This window comes from Neisseria sp. P0017.S009 (assembly GCF_051957375.1).
GTDB lineage: Bacteria > Pseudomonadota > Gammaproteobacteria > Burkholderiales > Neisseriaceae > Neisseria > Neisseria perflava.
Genome location: NZ_JBQCWL010000001.1, coordinates 37,732 through 57,086 on the forward strand (window position 1 = coordinate 37,732; position 19,355 = coordinate 57,086).

Here is a 19,355-nt window from a genome sequence, read left to right on the forward strand (position 1 = left end):
TTTTAGACAGGTTGTTTATAGGCCGAAAGAATGATATTTTTATAAGATTATCGGATTAGTCTTCCTGCGTGCTTTATGCGTTTATTCTCCGGATCTTCAGACGGCCTGAGCCTGTCCTCGCGTTTAAAACTACTGACTGTGTTATGGGTCGGCTCGGCTTTTTTATCGATTGCCTTTACCCTGCTGCTTTCTTGGCGTTTGGAAAGCGCGGCTAAAACGATTGAAGATGCGGGCAGCTTGAAAATGCAGGTGTATCGCTTGGCTTATATGGCAAGCGTCCGTACGCCCAATGCTCAAATTGACAACCAAATCAAAGAATTTGAACGTACGCTGGCCAATGTAACGCAAAGCGATGCCATTCATCCGCTGATTCCGTCACAAATGCCGCTGGCTTATGATTTGATCCAATCGATGCTGTTGATTGATTGGGAATCCAACATCAAGCCTTCTTTGCAACATTACGAGCGACCGACCCAAATCGGCTTATACCGTTTTGCCGGCAATATCGAGCTGTTTTTACAGGCGATGGAAAACGCCAACGAGCAAAATACTTTGTGGCTGCGCCGTTTTCAAATGGCGATGATGTTGATGATTTTAGTGGCTGCCGGCTTGATGATTGTTTGGCATTATTCGTGGATCATCCGGCCGCTGGAAAAATTGCGCGACGGGGTAGAAACCATCAGCGAAGGTCGTTTCGGGGTACAAATCGATACAGACCAAATTCGTGAATTCGCCCAAGTCAGCAAGGGCTTCAACCAAATGAGCCGCCGTCTGAAAACGCTTTATACGGATTTAGAAGGACAGGTTGCCCAACAAACCCAAGACTTGGCCCGGCAAAACCGTGACTTGACCCTGCTCTACCAGACTACGCGCAACCTGCACCAAACCTTTACGCCGCAACAGGCCGCAGAAGAATTTTTGGCTCAGATTCTGCCGGCGTTTTCCGCTTTGGGCGGTACGGTATATCTTTCCGATGAAGAACGCAAACGCTCTGACTTGGCGGCAAGTGTCGGTGAAACCGAAGAGGGAAATCGTGTAGAATTCCCAATCGTTTACCAAGACGAACAGCTCGGTGTATTAGCCCTGTATTTTTCAGATGGCCATATGCCTGATGAGCAAGACGAAAAATTGTTGCAGACTTTAAGCGGGCAGCTGGGGATTTCCATCGCCAACAACCGCATGGAACAAGAACGCCGCTTGCTTGCTGTCTTGCAGGAACGCAACTTGATTGCACAAGGTTTGCATGACAGCATTGCACAAGCCCTGACCTTTTTGAATTTGCAGGTGCAAATGTTGGAAAGCGCGTTTGCTTCAAACCAACGCGAGCAGGCTGAAGAAAACATCAGCTTCATTAAAGACGGCGTGCAGGAATGCTATGAAGACGTCCGCGAGCTTCTGATGAATTTCCGCACCAAAATCAGTAATAAAGATTTTCCTGAAGCGGTAGAATCGCTGCTGGCGCGTTTTGAACGACAAACTGGTATCCCGGTTGATTTAAAATGGCAGGACGATGGACAGGCTTTGAATTATGATGAGCATTTGCAAATCATCTTCATCTTGCAGGAAAGCCTGTCCAATATCCGGAAACACGCGCGTGCGCAACATGTCAGCGTCGCAATTGCCAACCACGGCGATTTTGTCATGACGATTCGGGACGACGGCGCAGGCTTTAATAAAGAACACCTATCAAACCGGCCTTCAGGCGAACATGTCGGCTTGGGCATTATGCAGGAACGGGCCCAACGGATTAACGCAGAATTGGCCATTACATCGCAGATTGGGCAAGGTACGGCGGTTATGCTGACTTTGCCGCAACAAATGAGAACAGCATCATGACGATTAAAATTACCCTTATTGACGACCACACCCTATTTCGCAGCGGCATCAAAGCCCTGCTCTCCCGCCAGCCCGATTTTGAAGTCGTCGGCGAAGCTTCAGACGGCCTGGCCGGCGTAAAAATGGTCGAACAGCTTAAGCCTGACGTAGTTTTGCTGGACTTGGATATGCCGGTCATGAACGGCCGCGAAGCATTGGCTCAAATTTTAAGTATCAATCCGCAGCTGACCGTCATCATGCTGACTGTTTCTGAAGACAGCGATGATTTGACCGAATGTATGCGTATGGGGGCAAAAGGCTTTTTGCTGAAAAACATCAACGCCGACTTCCTCTTGGAAAGCATCCGCAAAGCCGTCGACGGAGACAATGTATTCTCCCCTGAAATGACCAGCCGCTTGGTGCAATCGCTGATTTCCCCTTCTCCTTCCCGCTCAGACCATCTGCTGGCGCAGCTGACCCCGCGCGAAATGGAAATCTTGGGCTACCTTGCCGCCGGACACAGCAATAAAATCATTGCCCGCCATTTAAACTTGGCTGAGTCAACCGTCAAAGTGCATGTGCAGAACCTGTTGCGCAAGCTGAATCTAAGCAGCCGCGTCCAAGCTGCGGTTTATGCGGTGCAACACAAAGTACCGCAACCGGTATTGTCTTAAAAAGGCCGTCTGAAACCTTCTTTTTAAAAGGTTTCAGGAAAAGCGTTTATTCGCTATAATCACGCCGATTTATATGCAGGGTTGTCTGATTTTTTCAGACGGCCTTTTATTTGATTTCTCACTGATTTAAAACAACATGTCCGAAAACATTCCAGAAAATACACCCGAAAATACCGTTCCTGAAGAACACAAACGCAGCATCCGCAGTTTCGTCTTGCGTCAAGGCCATATGACCGCTGCCCAACAGCGCGCCATCGATACAATGTGGCCGCAATTTGGTGTGGACTTCCAAGAAGCTCCTTTGGATTTGAACCGCGCATTCGGCCGGGATAATCCTAAAGTTTTGGAAATCGGTTTCGGTATGGGCGTCGCGACAGTGGAAATCGCCAAACGTCTGCCCGATACCGACTTTTTAGCAATTGATGTTCACGGCCCGGGCGTCGGCAATATCTTGAAGCTGATTGAGGAAGAACACATTTCCAATATCCGCGTAATGCGTCATGATGCGGTGGAAGTAGTGGAAAAGATGCTGGAAGACGGTTCTTTAGACGGCATTCATATTTTCTTCCCTGACCCTTGGCACAAAAAACGTCACAATAAACGCCGCTTGGTACAAGTGCCGTTTGTTGAAAAGCTGCTGCCCAAACTCAAAAGCGGCGGCTATGTCCATATGGCGACCGACTGGGAAGAATACGCCGTGCAAATGCTGGAGGTTTTGAGCAGTTTCGACGCTTTGCAAAACACGGCTGCCGATTACGCCCCTACGCCCGATTATCGTCCTGAAACCAAATTTGAAGCCCGAGGCAAACGATTGGGTCATGGCGTTTGGGACTTGGTGTTCCGTAAAAAATAAAGCCGAACATAAAACACAAGGCCGTCTGAAATTTTTCAGACGGCCTTTTATCTTACTGATTAAGCCAAGAAAAGTTTATAAGCCGGATTATCGGTTTCTTCTTTATAAACATAACCCAAGCTCTCCAAGAAGTCGGCAAAGGCTTCATTGTCGCTTTCAGGTACATCGATACCGACCAAAATACGGCCGTAGTCCGCACCATGATTGCGATAATGGAACAAAGTAATATTCCATTCGGCGCGCATATGGTTCAAGAAGCGGGACAATGCGCCGGGACGCTCCGGAAATTCAAAGCTGACCAAGCGTTCGCTGGATACTTTTTCCGTACGTCCGCCGACCATGTAACGGATATGGATTTTGGCGATTTCGTCATTGGTCAGATCGACATTGGGCAAACCTGCGTCAGCCAGTTGTTTGCTGATGACGGCCAAGTCTTGCGCACCGGCGGTTTGCAAGCCGACAAAAATATGCGCATTTTTATCGCTGCCGTAGCGATAGTTGAACTCAGTAATGTTCCGGCTTCCCAGCAAATTGATAAACTTCAGGAAGCTGCCCTTTTCTTCGGGAATGGTAACGGCGAAAATACCTTCGTTGCCCTCGCCCAGCTCACTGCGCTCCGAAACGTGGCGTAAGCGGTGGAAGTTCATATTGGCGCCACTGGTGACGGCAACCAAATTTTGACCTTGGATATTGTTTTTCGCAACGTAAGCCTTCAGGCCGGTAAGAGCCAATGCGCCCGCAGGCTCAGTAATGCTACGCGTATCGTCAAAAATATCTTTAATCGCGCCGCACAACATATCCGTATTGACCGTAATAATTTCGTCCAACAGCTCTTTACACAGGCGGAAGGTTTCCTCGCCCACCACTTTAACCGCCGTGCCGTCTGAAAACAGGCCGACATCTTTCAAATGTACGATTTTCCCTGCCTCAACCGATTGCTTCATACAGCAAGAATCATCAGTTTGCACGCCAATCACTTTAATTTCAGGACAAACTTGTTTGATAAACGCCGCTACGCCTGCTGCCAAGCCGCCTCCACCAATCGGAACAAAAATCGCATTGATATTGCGGTGTTGACGGAGGATTTCCATGCCGATGGTTCCCTGGCCGGCAATCACATCCGGATCATCAAAAGGCGCAATATAAGTCAGCTTTTCCTTTTCGGCCAACTCCATCGCATAATCATAGGCATCATTGTAAGACACGCCTTTCAATACCACTTCGCCGCCACGGCTCTTTACCGCGTCAATTTTGATTTTAGGCGTTGTTTCCGGCATCACGATGACGGCGCGGCAACCCAAATACTGCGCCGATAAAGCCACACCCTGCGCATGGTTGCCCGCGCTGGCAGCAATCACGCCGCAATCCAAAGCTTCTTTCGGCAGCTTCGCCATTTTGTTGTACGCACCGCGGATTTTGAACGAAAACACCGGCTGCAAATCTTCACGTTTGAGCAAAACCTGATTGTTCAGACGGCCTGACAGACTGCGTGCCAAATCCAAAGGCGTTTCTACGGCTACATCATAAACGGAAGCGGTCAAAATACGGGTCAGATAATCGGAAAGAGGAAGAGGATGGTTCATGGTATTCAGTGTTCGAAAATAAATTGTCATTCGGCCGAATCGGCCTGAGGAAAAAGTTAAAACCATACCCCTGAGGCCGTCTGAAGGCAAGAAAAATCTTAGCAAAGCCTGAATGAAACGGTATAATGTCCGCTTACTATCTATTTAGTATGCCAAACTGTTTACTCGATAACAGTATCCACCCATATTCAAATTTACAAACAATGATGAAAAAAACGCTACTTAGCTTAATTTTTGCTGCCCTCCTGAATACCCACGCCCTTGCCGCCGACCCGGTTGCCTCCGCACCTGCCGTACAAGGCGAGGCACAGCCGCAGCCATTGTTGCACAGCATCAACAGTCCGACAACGCCTCCGGAAATCGCGGCAACCGCCTACATCGTTACCGACCTGCACAGCAAGCAAACCTTGGCATCCAACAATGCCGACGCGCCTATCGAACCTGCCGCGTTGACGCAAATGATGACTGCCTACCTTGCCTTTAAAGCATTAGAAAACGGTACACTTGAAGCAAGCCAAATGCTGACCGTTTCCAATGCCGCATGGAAAGTCGAAGGTTCGCGTATGTTCCTCGACCCAAAAGTGCCTGTCAGCGTCAGCTCCTTAATTAAGGGGACAACCATCCAATCGGCCAACGATGCCGCCATCACCCTTGCAGAAGCCATCGGTAACGGCTCTATCGATGAATTCGTCAAACAAATGAATGAAGAAGCCAAACGCTTGGGCATGAAGCACACCCACTTCAACAACCCGACCGGCATTTCTTCTAACGGCCATGTTTCAACCGTTGGCGACTTGGCCATTTTGGCAGCCGCGCTGATCAACGACTATCCGAAATACTATCCTTTGTTTGCAAATAAATCTTTCAAATACAATAATATCGAGCAGCCCAACCGCAATCTTCTGCTCTATCGCGACAGCAGTATCGACGGTTTGAAAACCGGCTATTCTGAAGGCGCAGGCTATCATCTTGCTGCTTCCAGCAAACGTAACAACCGCCGTATTGTTTCCATCCTTGCCGGTGCCGAATCCACCGAAGCGCGCGCAAGCGAAAGCAGCAAACTGCTCAACTGGTCATTGCAGGCATTTGATACGCCTAAACTTTACAACGGCGGAGAAGTGATTTCCCAAGTCAAAGTTTACAAAGGCAGCACCAAAGCCGTAGACATCGGTTTCTTGGACGATGTTTACATTACCATTCCCCACGATACCGGCAAAAACGTCAAACCAATCTTAGAAACGCTTCAGCCCGTCCTCGCCCCGATTGAAAAAGGTCAAGTATTGGGCAAACTGAAAGTCATGAAAGACGGCAAAATCATTGCCGAAAAAGACGTCGTCGCCCTAACCGGCGTGGAAGAAGGCAGCTGGTTGCGCCGTATGTGGGACGCGATTGTGTTGTGGTTTAAAGGTTTATTCAGTTAAACAATCAACCATAACAAAATAAGCCACAAAAAGGCCGTCTGAAACCTGTTTGCCAGATTTCAGACGGCCTTTATTCAGCCTAAAAGACAGCTAATTAGATAATTCCAGCGTTGGCGGTAGATGCTGTGTCATCGTGAACATCAACCGTATCGACAGACGAGTAGCTCATGCGGTCAGTATGCGTATTGACGTCTGACAAATTACTGATATTGTCATTACCTGACAACCTACCCATCAACTCTTGCAGGCTCAATGTGCCTTCATCGAAACGGAAGGTATCAATCACGGCATTGTTAGTGTTACCGGAAACGAATTGGTCATTGATGGTAATGCTGTCCCCTTCTGATCCCTTAACGGTAATTTTCCAATCGATATTGCCTCGAACATCAGTGATGGCATCAATATGCAGGTCATTAACAGAGATATTTTGGCCAAATTGCAGTGCATTATGTTCGCCCACATTATCGGTAATCGTATCCTTACCTTCTCCAAGGCTGAAAACATAAGTATCGGCACCCTTACCGCCTACCAAGTAATCGGTTCCTTGTCCGCCAAATAAAACATCGTTGCCATCGCCGCCATTCAAACGGTCATTGCCACTTTCACCCCATAAAGTATCGTTGCCGTTACCTCCATGTATAGAATCATTACCCATACCGCCATTGAGACGATCGTTTCCATCATAGCCAAAAATAATGTCATTACCTGAATCACCGTTAATCGTATCATTGCCCAAACCGCCTCTGATACGGTCATTGCCATCGCCGCCGCTGACAAGAGCATGGCTGCTGTCTGTAATTGTGATGATATTATCAGCACCTAAATGATTCGCAGCTTGGGTAAGACTGTGATCATCTATTTCCGCTACATTTTTTGCAGAAGTATTTTCTGCTACCGAAAGGCTATGATTATTTTCGATGGTTAATGTAGTCTCGTTTACAGGCTCCGGAATATTGCCTTCTTTAGGATTACGGGTTTTGGTAATCTCTTGGTCGGAAAGATTATTCACAATAGTGTTATTTTCAATTTTAATATTGTTGAGTTCTCCCAAAATATCTTTTTCGGGAGTAGCATAATCCCTGCCTTCTTCCAAATCGATAGAACCTTTAACACGACCATATGTGTCGGCATTAGTCCCGTTGTTTACCAGTAAGTTATCGTGAACGGAAATACCCGTATCATTGAAATCAAAATTATGGCTGTTTTTGAATACAGTGTTTAAGCGTACGCCACCCCAATTGGCATTATCTTTAATAAGGTTATTGGCTACTTCATGACCTTTGCCGCCAAAGATACCAATACCTGCCGCACGCCAGCCTAATTCAACGGTATTGTTTAAAAAGTGGTTATTTTCAGCAACATGGGCATTGGTATTCTCATGATGACTTGACCATGTTGCTAAGCCATCATCACCATTGCCACGGATATTGGAATTGATAACAGTGGAATTGCTGGTACCTTGTGCAAAGTTAACGCCGTCTGCAAAGTTGTTGCGAATAGTGGCATTGGAGATAGTCAAACCATCAGTGTAATTTAAAGGTTTGTTTTTAGAATAATCCCCAATCCATACGCCAGCTTCAAAATGTTCAATTTTGATATCGTGAATAGAAGAGCCAGTACCTAAAGTGCCGGATATCCCTTTATAATTGGCTTTCTCATCATGTCTTGAATTTAGATTTGAATCCATAGAGAGATTGCCCAAATCTATATCTTTACTACCGGGTTCAAAAGTAATACCACCGCCACCGCTCGCATAACCCTTATCATCGTATTTAGCAGCTTCAGTATTCAAAAAATGTAACTTAGTGTGCCATTGCCCTGCACCGGTAATCTTAATACCATCAGGAACATAAAGGGAAATCGGTCGTGAAAAATCAAATTGACCTTCAGGAATGTAAACAGATTTTTTAGACGCTTTTGCAGATTCAATCGCAGCTATGAATGCTTGGTAATCATCCGAGCCGTCATTGGCGACTGCGCCGAAATCAGTAATGCTGACACTGTTTTCAGGCTGTCTAATGGCGTCCGGTGCCTTTTCCAAATCAACCAAGTCAATGCCTACGGGCGTGCTGTCGATATTAGTGATTGTAACCTTATCCCCTACCTTGATATTGGCCTCTTTAAATAATTGGCTGACTTCGTCAAATTGGAAGCGGGCAAGCCTATCTGCCGCAGGCGTATCATGAACTTTAATATCATCATTCGGATGATATGTATAGTTATCCAAATATTGCCAGTTAGATTTGGAAGACAAATCCAAAGTACCGATCACTGTATTATTGACTTTGACTTCTACTTTACCGCTTTCACCGTCAGGAACGGTATAACGGATGGTTACGGCATTGGCATCTGCTTGTGCAATAAATGACACAGATGCATTAGTAGGCAAATCAACATATGCCTGACCGCTTGCTTCACGGGCAGTTGCGCGTTCTGCCTCTGAAGAAGAGGCATTTTTAACAACGCCGTTTTTCAGTTCACTTTGTTCTGCCTCATAAGTCGTATAGCCAAGTTTGGCACCATATTGAGAGGCATTGGGTACTGCTGTTTTAATGTTTACCATTTAATATATTCCTTCAAAAATGTCGTAATATTGAATTATTCTTTTGTAAAATGCTTTTATTAGTCATAATTTTGGCATAAAAGTTCAATATACTATTGTTTAATTTTGAAAAGAAAATGCCGTCTGAAAATATAGAAATTTTCAGACGGCATCTCAATGCCTTATTAGATTGTTGATAAAGATTTAAGCCAAACCTTTTTTCTCCAGATAGCTTTCGTAATCGCCCAAGTAGTGTTCATATCCGCCTTTGCCATCCAATTCGATGATTTGGGTAGCCAATGAAGATACAAACTGACGGTCATGCGATACAAAAATCAGCGTGCCGTTGTATTTTTCTAGTGCCATGTTCAAGGATTCGATGCTTTCCATGTCCATGTGGTTGGTCGGTTCATCCATGACTAAGACATTGGGTTTCAACAGCAACAGTTTGCCGTAAAGCATACGGCCTTTTTCGCCACCGGAGAGAACCTTCACTTTTTTCACAACATCGTTGCTGCCAAAGAGCAAGCGGCCCAAAGTGCCGCGGATGACTTGCTCGTCATCGCCTTCCTGACCCCATTGGCGCATCCATTCGCTCAGGTCCATATCGACGTCGAAGTCGTTTTCATGGTCTTGCGGATAGTAGCCGACACTGGCTTTTTCCGCCCATTTGATGGTGCCTTCGTCCGGCAGCAGGCCGCCTGAATATTCGGGGTTGTACGCACCTGCCAAGAGTTTCAGCAAGGTAGATTTACCCGCGCCGTTCGGGCCGATGATGGCAAGGCGTTGGCCTGCTTCAAGGATGAAGTTCAGGTTTTTAAACAACTGGGTTTCAAAGCGTTTGGCCAGTTTTTCAACTTCCACAGCCTGACGGTGCAATTTGGCTTTTTCGTCGGCTTCAAAACGAATATACGGGTTTTGACGGGTAGAAGGTTTGACTTCGACCATTTCCGATTTGATTTTGTCTGCCTGCTTCAGACGGCTGGTTGCCTGACGGGCTTTGGATTTGTTCGCAGAGAAGCGTGCAACGAACTCTTGCAGCTCTTGCAGTTTCTCTTTGGCTTTGGCGTTGTCTTTCAGGGCGCGCTCACGCGATTGGGCGGAAGCAAGCATATAGTCGTCGTAGTTGCCCGGATAGATGGTGATGGTGTTGTAGTCCAAATCCGCCATATGGGTGCAGACTTCGTTCAAAAAGTGACGGTCGTGCGAGATGATAATCATGGTGGAGTCGTACTGGTTCAACACGCCTTCCAACCAGCGGATGGTATTAATGTCCAAGTTATTGGTCGGTTCGTCCAAAAGCAATACATCTGGCTTGGAGAACAGGGCTTGCGCCAGCAATACGCGCAGCTTGAAGCCCGGGGCGACTTCTGCCATGGTCGCATTGTGCAAATCTTCGGAAATGCCCACGCCGCTCAACAATTCGGCAGCGCGTGCTTCGGCAGTGTAGCCGTCGTATTCGGCAAACTTAGCTTCCAGTTCGGCGGCTTTCATGTAGTCGTCTTCGGTAGCTTCGGGGTTGGCGTAAATCGCATCACGCTCGGTCATCGCCGCCCACATTTCGGTATGGCCCATCATCACTACGTCCAGCACGCGCATGTCTTCGTAGGCAAACTGGTCTTGGCGCAATTTACCCAAACGCACGCCGTTTTCAATCGCTACTTCGCCGGCAGTCTGTTCCAAATCGCCGCCGAGGATTTTCATGAAGGTGGACTTGCCTGAGCCGTTGGCGCCGATCAAGCCGTAACGGTTGCCTTCGCCAAATTTGACGGATACGTTTTCAAACAGCGGCTTTGCGCCGAACTGCATGGTGATGCCGTTGGTAGAAATCATTATTCGTAAAACCTTTATAAATAGAATGTTATAATCGGACGCGATTGTAGCATATTTTTGCAAAGACCTCAGGATTGAGGCCATAGCAAGTGTGCCCAATGCCTATGCAAGATAAAAACAGACAGCGCTTCACGCAAAAATGCGTTGTAGGCAGCATTTCAGGCCGTCTGAAACGGAGAAACAATATGGAAACGCACAAAATCTATTACGCCGTGATTATTTTGGTATGCGCCGCTTCCATGCTGCTCAGCCCGTTTTTCTATATCCGCCGCACACGATCTGGCGCTGAATTACGACGTGCGCCCAGACAGTGGAAGCCCATCCTCTTCGCCAACATCATCATGATTGCGGCTTTGCTTGTTTGGTGGAAATGGTTTTAAGGAAAAATAAAAATGAACAAAATTTGGATCAGTACATTACTACTCACTTTGACAACTGCAATTTCCGCCGCGCCTATTTTTGAATGTACCGATTCTGCCGGCCGCAAAGTCTATACCCAAGCCGGCGGCAAAAACTGCAAAGCCAGCAATATCGGCAAACCGTCCGTCTATACTTCTGCGCCTGTTTCAACACCGGCAACGCCGACTTCCCCAAGCAAAACCGAGCAAGCGGAAGAAGCTGTCGCCCCGGTCAATCCGGCTGACGTCGGCGCAGCCAAGCGTGCTTTAGATACCGCCAAGAAAAATTTGGAAGAAGGCAAAAAAGTGCGTTATGGCAATGAGCGTAACTACGCCCGTTATCTCGAACGGATCAACGGTTTAGAAAAAGCCGTCCGCTCGGCTCAGGAAAACTATGACGCGGCGCAACGCCAGCCTGCATCTCAAGATCCTGTTGCCTATTGATATTTACCACACCAGCAAGGTCGTCTGAAATTTGGTTTTCAGACGACCTTTTCATCTTTTCAATATAACAAAATCGTCTTTATACCAAACAAAGCATTCTTTCCAGTTTTCAGACTGCCTTGTTAAAGTAAGCGTGTATTAAATTCTGACGGTTGCCATTATGTTGTTACTCAAAACGCCTTCTGTATTGCCGGGTTTCAAGCTCAGCCTGGGTTTGACGGTTTTATGCCTGTCGCTTTTGGTGGTTTTGCCGTTTGCAATGATGGCGGCCAAAGCGGCGGAAATCGGCTGGAGCGGATTTTGGAACACGATTACCGAACCCAATGTCTTGGCGGCCGTCTGGCTGAGCTTGCGGATGTCGTTTTATGCGATGTTGACCAATATCGTGTTCGGCACGTTGGTCGCCTGGGTATTGGTGCGCTATGAATTTCCGGGCAAAGGGTTGGTAAACGCTTTGGTCGATTTGCCGTTTGCGCTACCGACGGCGGTAACAGGCATTGCGTTGGCAACCCTGTATGCGCCCAATGGCTGGATAGGCCGTTTTTTCGAGCCTTTGGGCATCAAAATCGCGTTTACACCCATCGGCATTTGGATTGCGCTGATCGTCGTCAGCCTGCCCTTTATCGTCCGCGCCGTGCAGCCGGTATTAGAAGAATTGTCGGGCGAGTATGAAGAAGCGGCGGTGACTTTAGGCGCAAGCCGTTGGACTACGTTCCGCCGCGTCCTCTTACCTGAAATCACACCGGCCCTGTTGACCGGCGCAGGCATGATGTTTGCCCGCTCTACCGGCGAATACGGCTCGGTTATTTTTATTGCGGGCAATATTCCGATGGTGTCTGAAATTCTGCCCTTGATTATTACAGGCAAACTGGAGCAATACGATGCTCAGGGTGCATCTGCCGTTGCTCTGTTTATGCTGATGATTTCGTTTGTCATCCTGCTGATTTTGAACATCATGCAATGGACTTTGAGCCGCCGCGCCGGAGCGAAGGTTTAACAAACAACAGGCCGTCTGAAACATCAAGCAAACATTTTTCAGACGGCCTAAACGGATACAAGAATAAATAGAGACTTCACTAACATGAAAACCCATTCCACTAATCCAAACTTGAGCGAACCGCGTTGGCTGCGCGTATTGCTGACTGCTATCGCCTTGGGCTTTCTGCTGCTGATGCTGGTCGTGCCTTTGGTTGCCGTATTCTATGAAGCCTTAAAAGGCGGTTGGGATTTGTACCTGCAATCTCTGACCGATCCCGAGGCATGGTCTGCCATCAAATTGACGCTGATTACCGCGCTGATTGTCGTCCCCGTCAATGCCGTATTGGGCGTGTCGATGGCGTGGCTGCTAACCCGTTTTGATTTTCGCGGCAAGCAGTTGCTGACCACCCTGCTCGATTTACCGTTTTCCGTATCGCCCGTGGTGGCCGGTTTGATGTTCGTCTTATTGTTCGGCGCGCACACGGCATTGGGCGGCTGGCTCGAAGCGCAAGGCATACAGATTATCTTCGCCATCCCCGGCATTATTTTGGCGACCTTATTCGTTACCTTCCCCTTTGTCGCACGCGAAATCATTCCTTTAATGCAAGCACAGGGCGACAGCGAAGAACAGGCCGCGCTGATACTCGGCGCAAGCGGCTGGCAGATGTTTTGGCGCGTTACCCTGCCCAACATCAAATGGGCGCTGCTCTACGGCATCATCCTCACCAACGCCCGCGCGATGGGCGAGTTCGGCTCGGTCAGCGTGGTATCGGGGCATATCCGCGGCGAAACCAACACCATCCCGCTTTTGGTCGAAATCTTCTACAACGAATACAACTTCACCGGCGCATTCGCCCTCTCCGGCGTATTGGCACTCTTAGCACTGGCGACGCTGGCGGTGCAGAACATCATCACCAAATTACAAGACAAAAAACTCGCCGCCGCCGAAAGGAACGCAGCATGAGCATTACTATTCAAAATCTAAACAAACACTTCGGAGCGTTCCACGCGCTGAAAAACATCAACCTCAATGTCCCCACCGGCAAACTCGTTTCCCTGCTCGGCCCTTCCGGCTGCGGCAAAACCACGCTACTGCGCATTATCGCCGGACTGGAAAACGCCGACGGCGGCAATATTCTCTTTGACGGCCAAGACGTAACCGCCAAGCATGTGCGCGAGCGCAAAGTCGGTTTCGTATTCCAACACTACGCCCTCTTCCGCCACATGAACGTGTTTGACAACGTCGCCTTCGGTTTGACCGTATTACCCAAGTCTGAACGCCCGTCTAAAGAACAAATCCGCGCCAAAGTCGAAGAATTGCTCAAACTCGTGCAGCTCTCCCACCTCGCCAAATCCTATCCGCACCAGCTCTCCGGCGGCCAACGCCAGCGCATCGCCCTCGCCCGTGCGCTTGCGGTCGAACCGAAACTCCTGCTTTTGGACGAACCCTTCGGCGCGCTGGATGCCAAAGTGCGAAAAGAATTACGCACCTGGTTGCGCGACATCCATCACAACCTAGGCGTAACCAGTATTCTGGTGACGCACGACCAAGAAGAAGCCCTTGAAGTTTCCGACGAAATCGTCGTCATGAACCACGGCAAAATCGAGCAAACCGGCAGTGCCGAAGCCATTTACCGCAAACCTGAAAACGCCTTCGTTACCGAATTTCTCGGCGAAACCGACGCCTTCGAAGGCAGAATCGAAAAAGGCATCTGGCATTACAACGGCTTCGCGTGGAAATTGGACACGCACTACAAATGGCAGGAACAAACCGCTATCGGCTACATCCGTCCGCACGAATGGCAGCTTGCCGCCGAAAACGAAACCCCGATGATCCGCGCCAAAATCGAAAAAATCCACGCCGTCGGCGCATTGACGCATATTGTGGTAAAACACGACAAACAAGACGTGCATATCACGCTGGCAGGCAGCGATGCCGCGCGTTACCAAATCGCCGAAGGCAAAGAATTGAGGCTGATTCCGAAACAGGTTTATGTCTTTTCTCAAAACGAGCTGATTGAATATTCGATTTGAGACTAAAGCATAAGGCCGCCTGAAAATCTGCTTTCAGACGGCCTTTCATCTTATTTAAACCTGCCAATCAATCGGCTCTAAACCATGTGCCTGCAAATAAGCGTTTGCCTGCGAAAAATGTTTGCAGCCAAAAAAGCCGCGATATGCCGATAAAGGCGAAGGGTGCGGCGCGGTCAGCACCAAATGGCGATTGCGGTCGATAAACGCGCCTTTCTTCTGCGCATGGCTGCCCCACAGCATAAAGACTAAATGCTCGCGTTCCTTATCCAATTGTCGGATGACTTCATCGGTAAACGCCTCCCAGCCAAAAGTCGCATGGGAATGCGCTGAACCGGCACGGACAGTCAATACCGTGTTCAACAGCAACACGCCCTGTTCCGCCCAATGCTGCAAATAGCCGTGTTGCGGAATCTGAAAACCCTCAATATCCGTCGCCAACTCTTTATAAATATTGACCAGCGACGGCGGCACCGCAATTTCAGGCTGGACGGAAAAAGCCAAACCATGCGCCTGACCCGCACCGTGATACGGGTCTTGCCCTAAAATCACTACCTTTACATTTCCGAATTCAGTCGTCCGAAAGGCATTGAATACATCGCGCTCGGGCGGATAAACGGTTATCCCCGCCTGCCTTTCATGGCGCACCTTCTCCAAAATCGTTTGAAAATACGCCTTTTCTTTTTCCGCACCAATTGCCTCGTGCCAAGTCTGCATTATTTGCCGCTCCGTATTTGAATGGGCTTATTATAAAGGATATGCCGCATAACGATATGGTTTGTTGTCGCCGCAGGACTGAAGATTATCGACAGCAACAAACCTAAAGCGTCATAATAGCGTTCTGACTCAGGCCGTCTGAAAACCCAATACGGCTTTTCAGACGGCCTTTTTATATCGTTCGATTTTTATATGAATACACAAACCATCAAAACCTATCTTGTCGGCGGCGCTGTCCGCGACCATCTTTTAGGCCTGCCCGTCAAAGACCGCGACTGGGTAGTCGTCGGTGCAGATGCGCAAACCATGTTAGCTCAAGGCTATCAACCTGTTGGCAAGGATTTTCCCGTCTTTCTCCACCCGGACAGCCACGAAGAATACGCCCTCGCCCGTACCGAGCGTAAAACTGCCAAAGGCTATGCCGGATTCAGTTTTCATGCCGATAAAGACGTTACGCTGGAACAAGACCTAATGCGCCGCGACCTGACCATCAATTCCATGGCTCAGGATTCAGACGGCACGATCATCGATCCTTTTGGCGGACAACAAGATTTGGCGGCCGGCATCCTGCGCCACGTTTCGCCTGCCTTTGCCGAAGACCCTGTGCGGATTTTGCGTATCGCCCGTTTTGCCGCGCGTTATGGTTTTCAAATTGCCGATGAAACCATGTCGCTGATGCGGCAAATGGTAGAAAACGGCGAAGCGGATGCCTTGGTTGCCGAACGTGTCTGGCAGGAATTGGCCAAAGGCTTGATGGAGAAAAATCCGCGCCGAATGATTGAAGTTTTGCGCGAATGCGGCGCACTCAAAGTTTTACTGCCAGAAGTCGATGCCCTTTTCGGCGTACCGCAACGCGCCGACTATCATCCCGAAATCGACAGCGGTATTCATACGCTGATGGTTGTACAACGAGCCGCCGAGATGAACCTGTCCCTCGCTGAACGCTATGCTGCCTTATTGCACGACTTGGGCAAGGCAAAAACACCGGCCGATATACTGCCGAAACACTACGGACACGACCTTAACGGCGTCGAACCCGTCCGCGAAGTCAATCAACGCCTGCGCGCGCCCAAACACTGCGCCGAGCTTGCCGAACTCGTCTGCCGTTGGCACATCATGCTCCATCAAGTCGGGCAGTTCAAAAGTAAAACTATTTTGAATGTTTTGAAAAAAACCGACGCATTCCGCCGCCCCGAACGTTTTCAGACGGCCTTAAACGTCTGCGTGGCCGACAAACAAGGCCGTCTGAATCTTGAAAACACGCCTTATCCGCAACGTGAACACTGGCTGGCCTTACTTGAGGCCGCCAATCAAGTAGATGCAGGCAAAATTGCCGCCGAGTGCCGCGCACAAGGCAAAGCCCATTTAATTGCCGAACAAATCGATCATGCCCGCTTGGCGCAAATTAGGCCGCTGCAAAAAGCGTATCAGGCTGAAAAAATAGGAGGCTATTGATGGCATCTTCGCGTTATAAAATCGAACGCATGCCCGACGGCATTGCCGTATCTGCTCGTGTTGTACATGACTCGCAGGAAATCGGTTTTACCGCGGTATTTCTTATGTTTTCCTTTGTTCTTACATGCATCGCGCCGTTTTACCTTGAAGAGCACTATTTCACTAATTTAGAAGCCATTCTCATCCCTTTACTTTTTACTTTCTACTTAGTCGGTTCACTTGTTTACGGCCTTCTTTGGCAACTTTTCGGACGTGAAAACATCAAGATCCGTAACCATACGCTGTCTCATGGTTATACCTTGTTTTCCATTGGGCGTTGGCGTAGTTTCCCGTTGTCAGAAATCTCCGAATGGCATTCTCGTGACCATATTCCCCAAGCTCCTGTTGCACAAGGAAGGAAACAGAGGTTGCCAAACGAAAACCTCTACCAAAATGGTATGAAACGAAAAATTCACAATGTCCCCAATATTTTACGTATCCAAAAATGTGTACAAGGTGCATGGTCTTTCGATTATCAGGGAAAAACCATACGTATCGGCGATTTTTTTGATAGCCGCGATTTTCAGGCAGTCAATATTGAATTGAACAGATTTATCCCCACATTCGCCAAAGCCCGTCAACTTAAAGACGCCCTTTGAAACAGCCGACACGATATCCGCTATAATCCGCACCTTAACCATCTTATTTCAACAATAAAATCATGACTATCCAGACCAATTTACTTCACGAAAAAATCAGCAATAAAGATTATCAACGCCTCATTGTCAAACACAGCGAATCTTTCAGCGACGGCGAAATCTGCCTATTGAATGAGATTTTGGAAAAATTTGAATTTGATGTCGTACAGGAACAAGCATTGGCGCAAGCTGTGATGCAGCAGGTGCGCTTCGATCCAAACGACTACCATATCGACAGCGACGATGAAGACACAACCGGCATCTGTCCGCACTGCATCAATCCGCCCATGCCACCCCTGCGCGATTATTTGGTTTGGCGCGAAACACGCGGCTGAAAATTTTCCTAATCGATTTTGATAAGTTATTAACAATTCGCTATCGAATAAGGCCGTCTGAACAGGTGTCATCGTTACATATGTTCAGACGGCCTTTTGTAAATAAATGTTCACAATTAGGATAAATCAGTATAATCTGCGCCATTTGAATTTTCTTCGGAGCTTTTATGAATCAGCTTAAAACGGCGGTAGCCGGTGCGCAGATTTTGTTCGTCGCATTCGGTGCCATGGTGCTTGTGCCGCTTCTGACGGGACTGAACCCGGCTTTGGCATTATTGGGCGCAGGCTTGGGCACTTTGTTGTTCCAATTGGTTACCAAACGTAAAGTGCCGATTTTCCTCGGCTCTTCTTTTGCCTTTATTGCACCGATTATCTACTCCATCGGCGAATGGGGCCTGCCTTCTACCATGTTCGGCCTGTTTGCGGCAGGTTTCATGTACTTTGTCTTTGCCGCGCTAATTAGATGGCGCGGTCTAGATGCGGTACACAAGCTGTTGCCGCCCGTGGTTATCGGTCCGGTGATTATGGTAATCGGTTTGTCCGTGGCCGCTGCAGCCAGCAGCATGGCCATGGGTCAGGCGGATGGAAAACAGGTCATCGACTATATCGACTCGCTGATTCTGTCCGGCTTTACCTTTGCGGTAACCGTCATTGTTTCTGTCTTCGGCAGCAAAATGATGAAGCTGATTCCGATTCTGATCGGCGTGGCTTCAGGCTATGTGTTGGCTTTGATCATGGGCTTGGTCGATACCAGCGCCATCATCAACGCTCCTTGGTTTGCCGTCCCTCATTTTGAAACGCCTCAAGTCAACTGGCAGGCTGCCTTGTTTATGTTGCCCGTTGCCATCGCCCCGGCCATCGAACACATCGGCGGCATTATGGCCATCGGTAATGTAACCGGCAAAAACTACACTAAAGACCCGGGCTTGGACAAAACCCTCGCCGGCGACGGCTTGGGCGTGTGCGTGGCCGGTTTGATCGGCGGCCCGCCTGTGACCACTTACGGTGAAGTGACCGGCGCGGTGATGATTACCAAAAACAGCAACCCCGTTATCATGACTTGGGCGGCAATTTTTGCGATTTTCATGGCATTTTTCGGTAAGTTCAACGCGTTTTTGGCTTCGATTCCTATGCCGGTTATGGGCGGCATTATGTTGCTGCTGTTCGGTACAATCGCCTCTTTGGGCATCAAAACATTGATTGATGCGAAAGTCGATTTGATGCAGCCGAAAAATCTGGTTATCGTCAGTTCCGTATTGACGACAGGTATCGGCGGCATGATTATCAAAGTAGGTACTTTGAGCTTCGCCGGTGTAGGTTTATGCGCCGTATTGGCCATTATCCTGAACTGCGTTTTGCCCAATACAAAATCAGAAGAAGCATAAATAGCTGGCTCATAAACTCAAAGGCCGTCTGAAAATGAGATTTCAGACGGCCTTTTTATTACGCTTTATACAATGAAAAATGCCGGAGACTTAACCATCTCCGGCATTTTTGAATAAGGTGGCGAGCCGAACCCCCGGCACTGGCTCATCAGAGTGGGCTGCTGGCTTCCGCCCCTGACCCGGTGTTCCGAATTACCATGCGGGGAGACCCGCC

Annotated in this window: 17 protein-coding genes and 1 other RNA gene; 13 read left to right on the forward strand and 5 right to left on the reverse strand. The window is 48.5% G+C overall.

Annotation, left to right across the window (positions count from 1 at the left end; genetic code table 11):
• Positions 1-75 precede the first annotated feature (75 nt).
• The 3 genes from ACTHTG_RS00205 to trmB all read left to right on the forward strand — a co-directional run bounded on the left by ACTHTG_RS00205 (position 76) and on the right by trmB (position 3,342).
• A complete protein-coding gene (locus ACTHTG_RS00205; RefSeq protein ID WP_308538347.1) occupies positions 76-1,836 on the forward strand; it encodes a histidine kinase in 1,761 nt (586 codons plus the stop codon).
• On the forward strand, positions 1,833-2,489 hold the full coding sequence (locus tag ACTHTG_RS00210) for a response regulator (RefSeq protein ID WP_004520571.1): 657 nt from the start codon (positions 1,833-1,835) through the stop codon (positions 2,487-2,489). The genes ACTHTG_RS00205 and ACTHTG_RS00210 overlap by 4 nt, the downstream gene beginning before the upstream one ends.
• Before the next feature lie 136 nt (positions 2,490-2,625).
• Complete coding sequence (gene trmB, locus ACTHTG_RS00215; protein WP_039862398.1) at positions 2,626-3,342, forward strand: tRNA (guanosine(46)-N7)-methyltransferase TrmB; 717 nt, start codon at positions 2,626-2,628, stop codon at positions 3,340-3,342.
• Positions 3,343-3,401: 59 nt separating this feature from the next.
• Here trmB and ilvA read toward each other — a convergent pair whose 3' ends face one another.
• A complete protein-coding gene (ilvA, locus tag ACTHTG_RS00220; RefSeq protein ID WP_440360412.1) occupies positions 3,402-4,925 on the reverse strand; it encodes a threonine ammonia-lyase, biosynthetic in 1,524 nt (507 codons plus the stop codon).
• Positions 4,926-5,128: 203 nt separating this feature from the next.
• Between ilvA and ACTHTG_RS00225 the strand changes: the two genes are divergently transcribed.
• Positions 5,129-6,346, forward strand: a complete 1,218-nt coding sequence (locus tag ACTHTG_RS00225; protein WP_004520574.1) for a D-alanyl-D-alanine carboxypeptidase family protein — start codon at positions 5,129-5,131, stop codon at positions 6,344-6,346.
• A gap of 94 nt (positions 6,347-6,440) precedes the next feature.
• On the opposite strand, the gene ACTHTG_RS00230 is transcribed toward ACTHTG_RS00225, so the two are convergent.
• On the reverse strand, positions 6,441-8,909 hold the full coding sequence (locus ACTHTG_RS00230) for a calcium-binding protein (RefSeq protein ID WP_004520575.1): 2,469 nt from the start codon (positions 8,907-8,909) through the stop codon (positions 6,441-6,443).
• A 183-nt stretch (positions 8,910-9,092) separates the two neighbouring features.
• A complete protein-coding gene (locus ACTHTG_RS00235; RefSeq protein ID WP_049336108.1) occupies positions 9,093-10,721 on the reverse strand; it encodes an ABC-F family ATPase in 1,629 nt (542 codons plus the stop codon).
• 185 nt (positions 10,722-10,906) lie between these two features.
• On the opposite strand from ACTHTG_RS00235, the gene ACTHTG_RS00240 reads away from it, so the two are divergent.
• From ACTHTG_RS00240 to ACTHTG_RS00260, 5 genes are all read left to right on the forward strand, one after another.
• The gene (locus ACTHTG_RS00240; RefSeq protein ID WP_049336152.1) at positions 10,907-11,101 is read left to right on the forward strand and encodes a hypothetical protein; all 195 of its coding nucleotides are present in this window, start codon (positions 10,907-10,909) and stop codon (positions 11,099-11,101) included.
• Between the two features lie 12 nt (positions 11,102-11,113).
• Entirely contained in the window at positions 11,114-11,563 is a 450-nt protein-coding gene (locus ACTHTG_RS00245) for a DUF4124 domain-containing protein (protein WP_308538345.1), read from the forward strand.
• A 160-nt stretch (positions 11,564-11,723) separates the two neighbouring features.
• Positions 11,724-12,560: a sulfate ABC transporter permease subunit CysT gene (cysT, locus tag ACTHTG_RS00250; RefSeq protein ID WP_308538344.1), complete on the forward strand. Its 837-nt coding sequence runs from the start codon at positions 11,724-11,726 to the stop codon at positions 12,558-12,560.
• Between the two features lie 84 nt (positions 12,561-12,644).
• Positions 12,645-13,505: a sulfate ABC transporter permease subunit CysW gene (gene cysW / locus ACTHTG_RS00255; protein WP_308538343.1), complete on the forward strand. Its 861-nt coding sequence runs from the start codon at positions 12,645-12,647 to the stop codon at positions 13,503-13,505.
• Positions 13,502-14,575 carry a sulfate/molybdate ABC transporter ATP-binding protein gene (locus ACTHTG_RS00260; protein ID WP_308538342.1) on the forward strand — a complete coding sequence of 358 codons (1,074 nt, stop codon included), beginning with the start codon at positions 13,502-13,504 and terminating at the stop codon, positions 14,573-14,575. Before cysW ends, ACTHTG_RS00260 begins: the two co-directional genes overlap by 4 nt.
• Before the next feature lie 54 nt (positions 14,576-14,629).
• On the opposite strand, the gene ung is transcribed toward ACTHTG_RS00260, so the two are convergent.
• Positions 14,630-15,289, reverse strand: coding sequence for a uracil-DNA glycosylase (gene ung / locus ACTHTG_RS00265; protein WP_049336116.1), 660 nt, complete (start codon positions 15,287-15,289; stop codon positions 14,630-14,632).
• A gap of 192 nt (positions 15,290-15,481) precedes the next feature.
• Between ung and ACTHTG_RS00270 the strand changes: the two genes are divergently transcribed.
• The 4 genes from ACTHTG_RS00270 to ACTHTG_RS00285 all read left to right on the forward strand — a co-directional run bounded on the left by ACTHTG_RS00270 (position 15,482) and on the right by ACTHTG_RS00285 (position 19,141).
• Entirely contained in the window at positions 15,482-16,744 is a 1,263-nt protein-coding gene (locus ACTHTG_RS00270) for a multifunctional CCA addition/repair protein (RefSeq protein WP_004520587.1), read from the forward strand.
• Positions 16,744-17,382: a hypothetical protein gene (locus ACTHTG_RS00275; RefSeq protein WP_004520588.1), complete on the forward strand. Its 639-nt coding sequence runs from the start codon at positions 16,744-16,746 to the stop codon at positions 17,380-17,382. Before ACTHTG_RS00270 ends, ACTHTG_RS00275 begins: the two co-directional genes overlap by 1 nt.
• Positions 17,383-17,444: 62 nt before the next feature.
• A complete protein-coding gene (locus tag ACTHTG_RS00280; protein ID WP_004520589.1) occupies positions 17,445-17,756 on the forward strand; it encodes a hypothetical protein in 312 nt (103 codons plus the stop codon).
• Positions 17,757-17,923: 167 nt separating this feature from the next.
• The gene (locus tag ACTHTG_RS00285; protein WP_003679234.1) at positions 17,924-19,141 is read left to right on the forward strand and encodes a uracil-xanthine permease family protein; all 1,218 of its coding nucleotides are present in this window, start codon (positions 17,924-17,926) and stop codon (positions 19,139-19,141) included.
• 117 nt (positions 19,142-19,258) lie between these two features.
• Here ACTHTG_RS00285 and ffs read toward each other — a convergent pair.
• An RNA gene (gene ffs, locus ACTHTG_RS00290) (signal recognition particle sRNA small type) lies at positions 19,259-19,355 on the reverse strand.